This window comes from Bacillus sp. JST-5, assembly GCF_057747715.1.
Genome location: NZ_JBYLHW010000058.1, coordinates 1 through 15,454, shown reverse-complemented (window position 1 = coordinate 15,454; position 15,454 = coordinate 1). Strand labels below are relative to the sequence as shown.

Genomic DNA, 15,454 nt, shown 5'->3' with positions numbered 1-15,454 from the left:
GGTGAAGTCACAAGAGACAATCTCCTATACCTAAAAGGTAAGGCAAATATTCCAGTGTACAAGACTTTAAAGGAGTTCATCACATTCATTCTGCGAAAAATCGGTCACTTAACATACAACGCTCATCCTAATCATAAAAACATTCCTTCCAAAACCTCCGTTTTCAGGTTCACACTATCCTGAAAAATGGGAAGATATATTCAAGTTTGATTGTTCTCATTATGTGTGTGCTTATTTTGAAAGAGGGAAATAATAAAATTTACTATAAATCCAACTAACAAGAATACGGTTAATAAGTACCAGTGAACCTTTTCCTGTATAAGGCTAATAATAAGAAAAAGAATAACAGAACCTAATACGGCTCCTAACCACATTCTCCATTTCATAATTCTCCCTCCTTCGGTAATATACTTAAATGATTGTGAAAGAAACCTTATATACATTTAATTGTAACACAATATGTTTATTGCCTAAAAACAACAAAACTTACGAAAACAGACTATCAATAAGATAATGCAAAAACAAGTATTGTGGATTACTGTTTGTATAGTGGATGAAGTCTCCATTTCCTTTGGCAATATAAGTTCGATAAATTGTCGCAAATTCTTCAATGGCCTAATTCAGGTACTTCTAGAAAATGAAATGCTTTGAAAATAAACAATTTCCATATGTGATTGATTTGCATATCAATAAGTCCCCTTTACAATCGTCTTTCTTTACCAATATCTTCGCTTAAGACAACTATTTAGCGAAATGATCTTATCTTAACTGTCCGTTTGAATAAGAAAGTTTCTTATATTTATTTGAGAATAAAATGTAAATTTCTTTAGAAAAAATACCGAAGTCAGGTAAGTGGGCGATTTTACTTTATACCGATGGAAAGCTATTTGATATATTAGTCTTTGAAATTAATAAATAAAGTGAAGAAAAAAGAATTTCTTAAGCAGGAGTGTCATATTTATGAGGCAAATGACAATGGAAGAACTATTGGATTGGGAGGATGATTGGCTCGATCGGGACGGCCTTGATGGAGGCGATGAGCGAAATGCATGGTTGGAAGAGGGGATAAACCTTTACAAGCAGTTTCTTCAGCTAGACCCAAAGGAACCCCGCTATGCGATTATGCTTGCCGATTTGTATTTACAGTGGGGGCGGGATGAAAAAATTCGCAGAGGGAACCATCACAATGCCTATAACATATTACGAAAGGCGACCATTTACTCACCATCAAAGCCCGATGCGTTCTACCACCTATCCTTTATTTTGGCCAGTCAAGAGCGGAAGTGGGAGGCGGTTCTTTTTTATGGAAAAGAAGCGCTTGAAAAAGGAATTGACGGCAGCAAACGCATCAAACTGCTTTGTAATATTGCGTTAGGATATGCAAGACTTGGTTATATTCAGAAAGCGATGGAATACATAAAGGAAGCATGCGACTTGGATAAAATGGGCGAACACGGCTGGTTTATCGAATTGTATATGGACAGGATTAAAAAGAGAGTAACAGAACCGATTTTGTTGAAGGAGCCCGAGGAGAAGCGGAAGACGGTTTCAAAACACGATGCTAATAAAGTTAAAGAAGACGCAATGGAAGGAAAGTGTGTCGTTCTCGATTTAGCTGCAGATGAAAAATATTTCTATGCATACAAAGATACTATCCGACTTGAACGGAAAGAGGCGGAAATTCTTGGTTACCTGATTGATCATCAGATGACATCCTGCCCGAAACATAGAATAGAAGAAGCGATTTGGCACGATCGCCCGGTAGGAGCTGCCACGGTGAAGCGGTATATCGCTAGTCTGAGAAGAAAGCTTTCTCAAGCAATGGGACGTGATGATATTTCTGAGAACATTTTAGTCACTACAGCTGAAGGATACGAATGGAAAGCAGACATTCCATCGATCGTCCTTCGTAAAGGGTAACGGTCCGGTTACGATTTCGTAACCGGGCTTTTTTTATACTTAAAGTACAAAATGATGAGGAGGATGAAAAATATGAATTTGATGAAATTAGAAATGATGGATGCAACTGCTCGCATCGCGGAGGCACTACAAATGAGAGGGTTATTTGTAGAAGTAAAAGACGATTTTATTATCCTAACAGACGGAAACACAAAAGCAGATATCAGCAAAGTTCGTGAGTTACTTCATCATCTAGGAATTCCAACCTTTTGGCAAGGAAGCAAATTTCAAGTATTGGTTACCCGTGTGCCAATTTCGATGATGAAACGCATCATGAATACACCAGGACGGAAGTTTCCGATTTTCATGGAAGGCTATCACTACAAATGGAAGCCGTTCGTCCAAAGACGATTCGGCATCAAAGTGAATGCGTTAGATTTGGATGCAAACATGGCGATGTTCGTGAAATCATTGAATCTTGCAGGCATCACGGCTCTCGCGGGCTGTAACGGACATCATCGCTACGCCCCAAATGTTCAACTATCAGGAATATACCAGGGCGCATGGTTTCAAGTAATCCAGGAAAAATATTTGAGTAACTGTTCTCTTCACTATAAATGGAATGTTTATTACGGCAACGAATCCGGTTCTTGCATCACCGCTGATAAAGGAGAAGCTGAACGCTGGGATATGAATTTAATTTATCAAGATACAGTGCAGATGGCGCAAATCCTACAAAAACATGCGGTGGAGATTCGAGAGTTGAAGAGAGCGGCTTTTAAGCGGAAAGGCGAGATGAAAGAACAGGCTAAGCGATTTGTTGAAAAGAGAGAATTTGCGGAGCTTGTGGGGTGGATGAAAGAGAAAGTAGGAAAATAATGTAGGGAGTCTGTTTTTGATTGATAAATAGAGTGGAACAATCTTCGTATATGGGCTAGTGGGCACCACCCGGAAACAGTTGAATGGTTAGGTGAAGTTCGGTTGGTGTCAGACGATGGGGCGAACAGTGCCTACTGTCACTGTTCGCCATTCTTGTTGCATTTGATTACTGGGTCACATCATTTAAGGATCTGTTTTTTATTGTTTATCGGTCTATGTTTTGTACAAATCCGCTCACCATATTTGGGCTTCTCTTACCAAGCCTCGGCTCGCTCGGATTTGAAGGGACAACGTTTGGAGAGTCGGGTTTTGGGGATTGTTGGGGTATTTGCTGAAGTTGTTTTCATAGTTAAGAGGAACTCTCTCTTTTGATGACAAGGGGGCTTATGATAGGACCACAACTTGTTATCGCATTTAAAACAGGAGGGAGCTAATATAGCTCTCTTTTCTCTTATGTACAAAAAACTTAGCAATGCAGTAGAAAACGATGGACGGCTTTTTTGATGTTTTTGTAAAATAGAGTACAAATATTTCAATTTTTGTACATATTTTACGTCATTTAAGGGAGTTTGAAAAAAATGACTTTGCACAATCAACTTTTACAAGTAATGGAGCACTATTTACAAGCAAAAAGAGATAAATTGTCGAAACATCATCCCATTTTCCGTTTAGTTACCACCGAAATTCCCAATACAATTAAACTATTTTCTTTCATTGATCAAGAACGATATATAGTCAAAGGTTCCACGGGACAAGGAGTATGGACGGATGTTCCATGGATTGCAATTATGAATAAAACGATTACGACATCGACACAACGAGGTTATTATATTGTTTACTTGTTTAGCGATGATATGAAAAAAGTTCACCTTACTCTAGCCCAAGGTGTAACGGAAACCCCAAAAGATGAAATGCTCCAAATTAAAGAAGAAATTCGTCAAATCATTCCAATGAGCGAAAACGTCAAAAAAGACGACGAGATTGACCTTGGCGAAAGCAAAAAAGCAAAAGACTATAAGCTGTCTGTCGCTGCTTATATCCCATACTCGTTTGAACAAATGCCATCAGAAGAACAACTACAACAAGACTTACAACAAATGATCCAATACTACGAAAATTATGTGGAGATAAAAACGAATATGAAGAAATTCAAACATCTCTCGTACCAAAGCATTGTTCAGCACATTTATTCTTACATTTCCAGCAAAGGTTTTTACTATACAAAAGAAGAAGTGATTAATTTATTTTTATCATTAAAAACAAAGCCATTTGTTATTTTATCCGGTATTTCAGGAACGGGGAAAACAAAAGTCATTCAATGGCTTGCGGAAAGCGTCGGAGCGACAGAGAAAAACGGACGGTTCACGTTAATCCCCGTGCGTCCTGACTGGAATGATGGTTCGGATTTGCTTGGCTATGTAGATATTAAAGGGGAATTTAAACCTGGACCGCTGACAAAAGTCATCCTTGAAGCGGAACAGCATGAAGAAGATCCGTATTTTGTATTGCTTGATGAAATGAATTTAGCGCGGGTAGAGCATTATTTTAGCGATGTATTAAGTGTGATGGAAAGTCGGCGTTGGAAAGATGGAAAAATCGTATCATCCAATCTTCTTGCAAAAGAAATAGCGGGTCAGGACATCTCCCTGCCACCAAATGTCTATATCATCGGAACGGTCAATATGGACGAAACAACCCATCCTTTCAGTAAAAAAGTGTTAGACAGGGCTAATACGATCGAATTTAACCGCGTTCAACTTAATCATCTAGATTTTTTAAAAGAATTAAAGAAAGTTGAACCAATCTCTTTAAAACAAGAGGCGTTTGCTGCTGTCTATTTACATTTAAAAGATGTTTATCATCTGTATCCTCACATTGTTGAAAAAGCAACAACTGAATTAGTCCAAATCAATGAATACTTACAACCGTTAGGAGCACATGTCGGCTATCGGGTCCGCGACGAAATATGTTTTTACCTCGCCTACAACGAAGAAGAGCAGTTGATGCCATTTGAAAATGCATTTGATCATTGTCTACTGCAAAAAATCTTACCAAGAATCTCTGGAAGTGATGCGAGAGTACAGCGCGCGTTAGAACAATTATTTACGTTTTGCACGAACATTGAATTAAATGAAGAATACGACGGTCTGCTGGACTTTACATATGCGAAATATCCGAAAAGCGCGAACAAAATTTTAGAAATGTTAAGGAGGTTACATAGTGATGGCTTTACCTCCTTCTGGATTGGTATGTGAGGATGTTGAGCTCGTCCATATTGAAACCGAATGTTTAACACTTGTTATAAAAGGAAAGCCGTATCATGAACAGTATCAAGGGCTACATCAATACCGCCAACTGGATTTTCATGAATGGATGGAGTTTTCGGTAGAAGGGGAAGGTGTCCAAGAAGTAAAAGTATTTGATATTGATCAACAAAAGTTAGTCGAATGGTCGACACATCGCCCGATCTTTTTTGAAAACGGCATTTATCAAGTAATCGTTTCCCCGAAAATAGATGGCGATTTCACATTTTATCATGAACATCCGTTATTAAGAAGAGCGATCGATAAAGTAAAAATCGGCAATGACTATATACTAATGGGAAATCTTCAGTTTCAAAATGAAGTTGGCTTTTCCACTTTTGAAATAAGAAACGGAAACAAGACGATCTTAGAAGTGACTCTCGAAATTTTTCCGACGAAATTAAATTATAAAGAAGATTATCAAAAACTATTACAAGAAGTAAGTGATGAAATTTACAATCTTGCCTTCCACTTTATCAAGAAAACGTATCAGCGGGCGAAAGCAAAACTCGACGGCACGCCGTCACGCAGTGAATTTTTCCGCCTGATGGAAGCGCATTTTCACGATTTTCTGCAAGCGATCAACCAAATTGAACGGCAGCCGCATCATCAGCTCGTCACCACCCATGTAAAAGCGAGAGGTGATCAGCTCGGCCGGCTTGATCAAAGAGGGAGACAATACTTACGGAAACGACCGCAATTATTTTGTGAAATTGCAAATGGATTGATGCTTCATGAACGTTCCGTGATGCCAATATCGGGATTAAAAATGAAAAAAGAACTGACTTACGATACGTTAGAAAACCGTTTTGTCAAATGGATGATGATGCGGTTGCTTCATAAATTAACTGATTTATTTGCAAAAGTAGAGTCAAAAAACAAACGATATGAAGTCGAACCAGACACTGATTTGCTTGCAAAGATTGCGAACATGAAAAAAGAGTTAGAAAAGAAAATGAAAAACCGCTTTTGGCAAGCGATCGGAAAGCTCGATCGTTCGATAATGAGTCTTGTATTACAAATGGCACCTGGTTACCGCGACGCCTTTCAAATTTATTTAATTGTTACACGAGGTCTTGCCCTTCAAGGAAAGCTGTACCAAATGTCTGTTAAAGATGTCGCGACGTTATATGAGTACTGGACGTTTCTGAAATTAGGACAAATATTAGGGAAAAAGTATAAGCTCGTGAGTCAGGACATCATCCAAGTCAATCGCACTGGTTTATTTGTTAATTTAGAAAAAAATCGTTCCGCGACAAGAGTATATGAACATCCACATACAGGCGAAAAAATTGTATTAACTTATCAAAAATATGAAGGAACATTACCAACGATTCCACAAATTCCTGATACGATGTTAGCGATTGAAAAGAAGGGAAAAAACTATACGTACAATTATATTTTCGATGCCAAATATCGCATTGATTTTGCGGTCGAAGGAAGCAGTTATCGGCGAAATTATCAACTTCCAGGACCAATGGAAGAAGATATTAACACGATGCATCGCTATCGTGATTCCCTCGTTATCCGCCACAATGGTCCATACGAAAGAACGGCATTTGGTGCCTATGTGTTATTCCCTTGGTTTGATGAAGATAGTTATCAAGAACATAAACTGTATAAAAGTATTAATGAAGTCAATATTGGTGGACTGCCGTTTTTGCCAAATGCGACTCGCTTAGTCGAGCAGCTCATTGAACGACTCATCGAAAAAAGCCCAGAGGAGTTGCAGAAAGAAGGCATTCTTCCGCGAGGGACAATCGAAGAGTTGCAGTCATCGCTAGATGAGAAAGTGCTTGTCGGAATGGTACCGCGAGAGCAAAACTATCGCGCTCATCTTAAGCACCGCTTTTATCACATTCCTGTGAAGCGATTAAAAAAAGGTTGGCAAGAAGCAACATATATTGCCCTTTATCCAAAAAAAGGAGCAGCCCTAGTAAATGGGGTTACTTGCTATGGGAAAATTGTCGATGTGAAATTCGTAAAACGATTCGAGATTCATGAATTACCAAAAAATAGTTCGGAAGAGTACGTGAAATTTGAAATAGAAAGCTGGCATTTTTTAAAGAACATTGTGAGACCAGTGGGATATGGAATATCGGTCTACACGATGACAACGTTAAACACATTAAAAGAAGCAAAAGAGCTGCCAGAATTATTTATGAAATCTAAAGAGGAAATCACTTTATGGAGAATGCTCAGGAGACTATCCGATCGAATTCGGTTTGATTTGGATGATCGATACTTAGATAAAGCGTCAAAAATTGAAGCATATCGAATCAAAGACATCGTGATTAAATTAGCCGATCATCAGTTAGTGATTACGAAAGGGGACGAAATCAAAACGTTGCCAATGGATGACTTACTGAAACAGCCATCGATGGTGTTTAAGGAGATTTTGAGGGTGATGGGCTGAGATGATGAATGCCAGATATTCGAAGTATGTTATAATGCTCGATGGCAGAAACTGTGATGATCAGGACGAGAGGAGAGAGCAACATGCGTTTCGACATCCGATTAGATGGCTACATCGTCAACTGTGATAAAGATCACGATGAATTTTTAGCCGCATTCACTGAGTGGCTCGAGTCAAACGGTTGGGGATACGCAGGAATGTCGCTTCCAGTGACGGAGGAAGAGGATATCGAAGCAGAAATCGAAAACATGCTGAAAAATGATCATTATAAAAAATGGGGAACTTTTTTGTTGCCAGATGATGACGAAGAGGAGGAAGAGAGCGAGTGAGCTCTTTTTTAGGTAGCAATGAAACAGACGGTAGAAGAGGTGCTAATTTTGAAGCGTTTGCCAATGGATTTTAATTTCTTTCTTATCAGCACTCTTACTACCCTTAATCTGCTCGATCGGGTTTGAAGGGACAAAGATTTACAACTGATACTCCGAATGATCTGGAAGAACTAAAAAAGGAAATAATTTCGGACTCTAACAATCAGTATAAAGAAATAGAGTTAATAATAGAGTCTATTAATATTACAGAAGAGGAATTAAGACAGCTAATAATAATGGATTTTAAAAAGCTCGATATTTATATAAGAGAAATTAAAAATCAACTAATAGCTATTGAATCTCCAATATATACCGATATTTTGTAATCTCCTGTTTTTTATTTTTGCACTAGCACCAAGGAGCTGATACATCCTTGCTGAATTACATTTTATTGTCTTTAAATAAATATAACGGTAATTTTGTAATGTGAATGGTGTTAGAATGTCGTTAGTTCTTTGTGTGCTAAATGTATTTGGATATATGAAGGCAAATGAGATATATTGTAAAATTTATGATAAAATAGCACTATATATCTTTTTAGACGATAATGTATTTTCAAACATTTATTAAATATTAGAGTAATTGAGCCTTGGGTGAGGTGTGTATATGTCTGTATACAATTTTCGCTTTTTAGAAGAAAAATGGGAAGTTCTTGCTCGTGTTGGGGAAACGGCAGAACGATATGTGTATCAAAATCCAAACGTGACGATTAGTGAATTAAGAAAGTTTGTAGAAACCATAACAAAATATATTTTAGCTTTAGAAGAAATTAGAGAAGAACGCGGAACGGATCAACAAGAACGACTGAGAGTTCTTTTTTACGATCAAATTATCCCGAAAGAAATATATGACTTGTTTACGATCATTCGATTGAAAGGAAATGAAGCAGTACATAATCCGAGTTATGGAGAAGTAAATGAAGCAAAAGCTTTATTACATATGGCGTTCCGAATTGCGGTTTGGTTTATGGAAGTGTATGGTGATTGGTCATTCCAAGCTCCGGAATATGTTGAACCGATGCCACAAACGTCCATTTCTGAAGAAGAGTTAAATCATGTAGTAAAGTCATACGAAGAAAAGCTTGCTCAATTGGAAGCAGAGCTTGAGAAGATACGCAAAGAACAGCTATATATTAGCAGTGAAGAGAAACAAAAACGACGTGAGTATTCTCGACGTGCAGTCGCTAATTTTAAATTGACGGAGGCAGAAACTCGTATTCTTATTGATCAGCAATTGCGAGAGGCTGGATGGGAGGCTGACTCTGAAAAGTTACGGTTCTCAAAAGGAGTTCGTCCGGAAAAAGGAAAAAACATGGTGATTGCGGAGTGGCCTTTAAAACATGGTTACGCTGATTATGCTTTATTTATTGGCCTCGAGCTAGTAGGGATCATTGAAGCGAAACGTGCTAGTAAAGATATCCCATCTGACATTGAGCAAGCAAAAGAATATGCAAAACTTATTGTTCGGCATGGTCATGAAGTGATCCATGAACCATGGGGAGATTACTATGTTCCATTTTTGTTCGCAACCAATGGCCGCCCCTTTTTAAAACAGCTAGAACAAAAGTCAGGCATTTGGTTTTTAGATGCGCGGAAATCAACGAATCACCCGCGACCACTTCAAGGATGGTACACTCCTCAAGGACTGAAAAATCTATTAGAAAAAGATACGGAACGTGCGGAACAATTTTTGCGTGATGAAAAATTTGATTATCTTAAATTGCGAGACTATCAAGTCAAAGCTATTCAAGCGGTTGAAAAAGCATTGGAAGAGAAAAAACGCAGCATTTTAATCGCCATGGCAACCGGAACAGGGAAAACAAGAATGGCGATTGGTCTCATTTATCGATTGATCAAAGCAAAGCGTTTTAATCGTATATTATTCCTTGTCGACCGAAAAGCTCTTGGGGAACAAGCGGAAAGCGCTTTTAAAGAAAGTAAGCTGGAAAATTTCCATACGTTCACTGAAATTTATAGCTTACAATCGTTATACGATCAAAAACCAGATGATGAAACGAAAGTACATATCGCTACCGTACAAGGAATGTTAAAACGCATTTTCTACAACGAGAAAACAGAAGACATTCCATCGATTGATCAATATGATTGCATTATTGTCGATGAAGCCCATCGAGGCTATACAATAGATAAAGAGATGAATGATATAGAAATTGAAATAAGAGATCACAATGATTATGTAAGCAAATATCGAAAAGTACTTGATTACTTTGATGCCGTTCGCATCGGTTTAACAGCAACTCCTGCGCTGCATACTACAGAAATTTTTGGACCGCCGGTTTTCACTTATTCTTATCGTGAAGCAGTCGTCGATGGATATTTAGTCGACCATGAACCACCGTATCAATTTGAAACGGTATTAAAAAAGGAAGGAATCACTTGGGCCAAAGGTGAAAAGGTCGACGTATATGATACGGTTTCCGGCACAATTTCACAAGAATACCTTGAAGATGAAGTGAATATTGAGGTTGCACATTTTAATACAAAAGTTATCACAGAAAGCTTTAATCGTGTTATTATACGAGAGTTGACGAATTATATTTCTCCTGACGATGAAGGCAAAACATTGATATTTGCAGCGACAGATGATCACGCAGACTTAGTCGTACGTCTTTTAAAAGAAGAATTTGAAAAAGTATACTTTGAAGTCGAAGACAATGCGATTATGAAAATTACAGGCTCTATTAAAGATCCATCAGGTGCGATTCGACGCTTTAAAAATGAAAAATATCCAACTATTGTTGTGACGGTGGATTTGCTAACGACAGGTGTCGATGTTCCAGCAATTACAAATCTCGTCTTCTTGCGCCGCGTTCGCTCTCGGATTCTTTATGAGCAAATGCTAGGCCGAGCAACGAGAAGATGTGAAGAAATCCGAAAAGATCACTTTAATATTTTCGATGCGGTTGGAATCTATGAGTCTTTAAAACCATATACAAGCATGAAGCCTGTTGTCACTCGACCAAATATTTCACTGACTCAATTAGTAGAAGAATTAGAAGGTTTAGAAAAAGAAGAACACCTTCAGCATCAACAAGAACAAATTATTGCTAAAATCCAACGAAAAAAACGCCAATGGTCAGATAAGCAGCACCAAGACTTTAAAGTATTATCTGGTGGAAAAACAGTTGATGAATTTATAGATTGGGTAAAAAACTTGAATCCTGCTGAATTAACTGGACAGTTAAAAGAGTATAAATCGATGTTCCGTTATATGGATGAAAATCGCTATCGGGAAAATAAACAATATATTTCCACGCATGAAGATGAACTTATTGGAGTTAAACGCGGATATGGAAATGCGGAAAAACCGGATGATTATTTACAATCATTTGGAGAGTTTATCCGAAACAATATGAACAAAATCCCTGCGCTAATGATTGTATGTCAACGTCCAACTGAATTAACGAGAGAAGAGTTAAAAAAATTGTTGCTTGAATTGGACCAGAAAGGTTTTTCCGAGAAAAAATTACAAGCAGCTTGGCGCGAGGCGAAAAATGAAGACATCGCAGCGGACATCATCGCCTTCATCCGCCAGCAGGCTTTAGGCGATCCGCTTATTAGTCATGAAGAACGAATTAAACACGCCATGAAGAAAATTTACCAAATGAAAGCGTGGCCGCCTGTTCAAAAGAAATGGCTCGAACGTATTGAAAAGCAATTACTGCAAGAATCTGTTCTTCATCCGGACCCTGAAAAGGCTTTTGAATATGAACCTTTTAAGAGCCGTGGAGGCTTTAAACAATTAAATCAAATTTTCGATGGACAATTAGCACAAATTGTTCGCGAAATTAATTATAATTTGTATAACTATCACCAAAAGAAGGAGCAAGCGTAGATGAACAACAGAGAAATCGTCCAAAAACTATGGAATTTATGTAACGTTCTTCGTGATGACGGCATTACGTATCACCAATATGTGACAGAGCTAACGTATTTGCTGTTCTTAAAAATGATGAAAGAAACCGGTCAAGAATATATGATTCCTGAAAAATATCGTTGGGATTCGTTAGTAGAAAAAGACGGGATCGAACTTAAAGAGCATTATCAACAGCTGTTGCTTGATTTAGGAAAAGAGGAAAATGAATTATTAAAACAAATTTATACAGATGCGACATCTAATATTAGAGAACCAAAGAACCTAGAAAAAATTATTCAATCGACCAATAACTTAGATTGGTACAATGCGAAGCAAGAAGGGTTAGGGGATTTATACGAAGGGCTGTTAGAAAAAAACGCGAGCGAAGTGAAATCGGGAGCGGGGCAATATTTTACGCCTCGCGTCCTTATTGATGTTATTGTCGAACTTGTCAATCCCGAGCCGGGCGAACGCTGCCATGACCCTGCTGCGGGAACCTTCGGCTTTATGATCGCGGCAGATCGCCATGTTCGTAAACAAACCGATGATTATTTTGACTTATCTCAAGAAGAAATCGAATTTCAAAAATACAAGGCATTCTCAGGAGTAGAGCTTGTCAGAGACACGCATCGTCTAGCGGTCATGAATGCGTTGCTTCATGATATTCATGGGGAAATCTTGTTAGGCGATACCCTCTCTTCACTAGGTGAAAGTTTGAAAAATTTTGATGTGATTTTAACGAATCCGCCTTTTGGAACGAAAAAAGGCGGCGAGCAAGCAACACGAACAGACTTTACCTTTAAGACATCGAACAAACAGTTGAATTTCTTGCAGCATATTTACAGAGCTTTAAAACCAAATGGGAAAGCTCGCGCAGCGGTTGTTCTTCCTGATAACGTCTTATTTGAAGGCGGAGTCGGTGCCGACATTCGTCGTGACTTAATGGATAAGTGTAATTTGCATACGATTTTACGCTTGCCAACAGGGATTTTCTATGCACAAGGGGTGAAAACGAACGTCTTATTCTTCAACCGCGGGACAACAGATGTCGGCAACACAAAAGAAGTATGGGTATATGATTTACGAACAAACAAGCCTTCCTTCGGCAAACGGAATCCGCTAACGAAAGAACATTTTGAAGGATTCATTAAAGCCTATACAGCAGAAGACCGCCATCAAGTCAAAGACGAGCGTTGGAATGTCTTTACTCGTGAAGAAATTGCGAAAAAAGGCGATAGCTTAGATATTGGATTAATTGCTGACGAGTCACTGTCTATTTATGCAAATTTACCAGACCCAATCGACTCCGCAGAAGAAGCAGTGGAAAAATTAGAATTGGCGATTTCTTTATTAAATGAAGTTATCGCCGAATTAAAAGCAGTGGAACAACCCAACACCTACCAAACGACTTCAAAAGAAATGAAAGTTGCAGAAACATCTGAGGTGCTTGAAAAATGAGCAAAACGAAACAAAAATCTATAGAAGAACTGTTAGAAGAAGCGTTAGTGCCGGAAGAAGAGCAGCCTTATGAAGTGCCTGAGAATTGGGTGTGGACGAAAGTTGGCGATTTAGTTGAGTTGGAAAGAGGAATCACATTCCCAGCATCTGCAAAAAAAGATCAAAAAGAAGAAGGACTAATAGGTTGTGCAAGGACTGCTAACGTTCAAGAAGAATTTATTTGGGACGATTTAATCTATGTAGATGAAAAATATCTTAAAAATAATGATAAAAAGCTACTTCGCAAAGACGATATTGTGATGTCTACAGCTAATTCATACCATTTGGTAGGGAAGGTTTCATATATTCATGAACTAATTGAGCCAATTACATTCGGTGGATTTATAATGTCCATTCGAGCAAAATATCCTTTGTATCAGAAATTTCTATATTATTACTTTCGAGAACTTTTTTTAAATGGTAAAATTCAAAAGTTAGCTTCCCAAACAACCAATATCGCTAATTTAAATGGGGAAAAAATTAAATCCTTATCATTACCTCTTCCACCTTTAAATGAACAAAAACGCATTGCTGAAAAAGTCGAGCGGCTTTTCGGTAAAATTGATGAAGCAAAGCGGTTGATTGAGGAAGTGAAAGAGTCATTTGAACTTCGACGAGCAGCGATTTTGGATAAGGCATTTCGTGGTGAGTTAGGGACGAATGATGAAACAGAAGAAAACATGAGTGACGTAGTTGGAATCAATAAGGTTAATTCAACAGAAGAAATTTCATTTGAACTACCAAGTAATTGGATATATGCGCCGTTTAATTCAGTAATAAAAATTTCTTCGGGGGATGCTTTGACCAAAAACAATATGAATGGAGGTGGAAATATCCCTGTTTTTGGAGGGAATGGAATAACAGGAATGCATGATAAAAGCAATGTAGATGAAGAAACTATTGTTATAGGACGAGTAGGATTTTACTGTGGAAGTGTGCATATGACTCCCAAAGATGCTTGGGTGACAGATAATGCTTTTAAAGTTTCTTTTTCGGAAAAAATATTTGATAAAACATACTTGTATTGGCATTTGAAAAATTTGAAACTAAATAGATTTAGTAATTCATCTGCTCAACCAGTAATATCAAGAAAAACATTAAAACCAGTGCATGTATTAATACCTCCATTAAAGGAACAAAGAAGAATTGCTAAGAAAGTAGAGTTTCTTTTTAATAAATTGGACGCTGAGCAACAATTAATTCAAACCGCAATGGACAATCTAGAAAGTATAAAACAATCTATTCTCTATAAAGCCTTCCGCGGCGAGCTTGTCACAAACGATCCAACGGATGGACATGCTATTGAGTTGTTAAAAGAAGTGTTAAAGTCTAAATAAACCATTTATTTATGCAAGGGCTCACTCAACGAGTATGGAGTGAGCTCTCTTTTTATTTCCTTCACACACTAAAAAAGGCTCTATACTAAATGTGGTGGTCATGCTTATCATCTCAAGGCCTCAGATAATTCACAAAAAATGATTAAAAAATAACACCTTCTTCTCTCTCTTTGATAATCTAAAGTTGCCACACAATAGACTCCAAAGGGAGAAAAGATAGGTGCTTACTCATTCTATCATAAACTTATTAGGGATTAAAGATAAGCATGTAGAGATTTTTGATTCAAGGGAAGAAGAAGGCGTATTTTGGTTTGAACTACATACACGTGTGAAAATGCAGAAATGTCCGAAGTGTAAAAGCCGTACAAAACGCATCCATAGCTATCGAATGCAAAAAATACAGAGTTCATCAATGGCTGGAAAAAGAGTGTACTTACATGTGAAGAAGCGAAGATATCGTTGTACAACATGTGGTCATACTTTTTATGAAAAGCTTTCGTTTGTAGATCGATATCAACGTCACACGCTCATGCTGGTTCAGGAGGCACTAGTTTTGAGTGCAGAAATGTCCTTTACACATGCTGGGATGCTAGCTGGGGTGAGTACAAACCGACTATTAAGAATGTTCGATGCACGATTCATCCCTGTTAAAAAGGTACTTCCGCGTGCGATTGCCATTGATGAATTTAAGGGTGATGCAGGAGGGGAAAAATATCAAACGATTATTGTCGATCTAGAAAATCGAGAAGTTTTGGATGTTCAGCCAGACCGACGTGTAAAAACGATTGAAACCTATTTAAAACAATGTGATACAGGGAATGTACAGATTGTGGTGATGGATTTATCCAAGTCGTTCAAGAAAGCTGTTCAAAGCCAATT

General features: G+C 37.9%; 10 protein-coding genes. 9 read left to right on the top strand and 1 reads right to left on the bottom strand.

Features of this window, described 5'->3' with window-relative positions:
- Positions 1 to 200: 200 nt before the first annotated feature.
- Positions 201 to 386 (bottom strand): hypothetical protein, encoded by a 186-nt coding sequence (locus tag AC3ASS_RS11135; RefSeq protein ID WP_488283603.1) that lies wholly within the window; start codon positions 384 to 386, stop codon positions 201 to 203.
- Between the two features lie 589 nt (positions 387 to 975).
- On the opposite strand from AC3ASS_RS11135, the gene AC3ASS_RS11130 reads away from it, so the two are divergent.
- The 9 genes from AC3ASS_RS11130 to AC3ASS_RS11090 all read left to right on the top strand — a co-directional run.
- Positions 976 to 1,920, top strand: coding sequence for a winged helix-turn-helix domain-containing protein (locus AC3ASS_RS11130; RefSeq protein WP_488283602.1), 945 nt, complete (start codon positions 976 to 978; stop codon positions 1,918 to 1,920).
- A 72-nt stretch (positions 1,921 to 1,992) separates the two neighbouring features.
- A complete protein-coding gene (locus tag AC3ASS_RS11125) occupies positions 1,993 to 2,778 on the top strand; it encodes a hypothetical protein (RefSeq protein WP_488283601.1) in 786 nt (261 codons plus the stop codon).
- Positions 2,779 to 3,356: 578 nt separating this feature from the next.
- The gene (locus tag AC3ASS_RS11120) at positions 3,357 to 5,033 is read left to right on the top strand and encodes an MrcB family domain-containing protein (RefSeq protein ID WP_488283600.1); all 1,677 of its coding nucleotides are present in this window, start codon (positions 3,357 to 3,359) and stop codon (positions 5,031 to 5,033) included.
- Positions 5,002 to 7,497 (top strand): DUF2357 domain-containing protein, encoded by a 2,496-nt coding sequence (locus tag AC3ASS_RS11115; RefSeq protein ID WP_488283604.1) that lies wholly within the window; start codon positions 5,002 to 5,004, stop codon positions 7,495 to 7,497. Before AC3ASS_RS11120 ends, AC3ASS_RS11115 begins: the two co-directional genes overlap by 32 nt.
- Positions 7,498 to 7,580: 83 nt before the next feature.
- Complete coding sequence (locus tag AC3ASS_RS11110) at positions 7,581 to 7,826, top strand: hypothetical protein (protein WP_488283599.1); 246 nt, start codon at positions 7,581 to 7,583, stop codon at positions 7,824 to 7,826.
- A gap of 645 nt (positions 7,827 to 8,471) precedes the next feature.
- On the top strand, positions 8,472 to 11,720 hold the full coding sequence (gene hsdR / locus AC3ASS_RS11105; protein WP_488283598.1) for a type I restriction-modification system endonuclease: 3,249 nt from the start codon (positions 8,472 to 8,474) through the stop codon (positions 11,718 to 11,720).
- Positions 11,721 to 13,199: a class I SAM-dependent DNA methyltransferase gene (locus AC3ASS_RS11100; RefSeq protein ID WP_488283597.1), complete on the top strand. Its 1,479-nt coding sequence runs from the start codon at positions 11,721 to 11,723 to the stop codon at positions 13,197 to 13,199.
- Positions 13,196 to 14,575 carry a restriction endonuclease subunit S gene (locus AC3ASS_RS11095; protein ID WP_488283596.1) on the top strand — a complete coding sequence of 460 codons (1,380 nt, stop codon included), beginning with the start codon at positions 13,196 to 13,198 and terminating at the stop codon, positions 14,573 to 14,575. The genes AC3ASS_RS11100 and AC3ASS_RS11095 overlap by 4 nt, the downstream gene beginning before the upstream one ends.
- A 220-nt stretch (positions 14,576 to 14,795) precedes the next feature.
- Positions 14,796 to 15,454, top strand: a 659-nt coding sequence (locus tag AC3ASS_RS11090; RefSeq protein ID WP_488283595.1) for a transposase family protein, incomplete at its 3' end; no start/stop codon positions are given.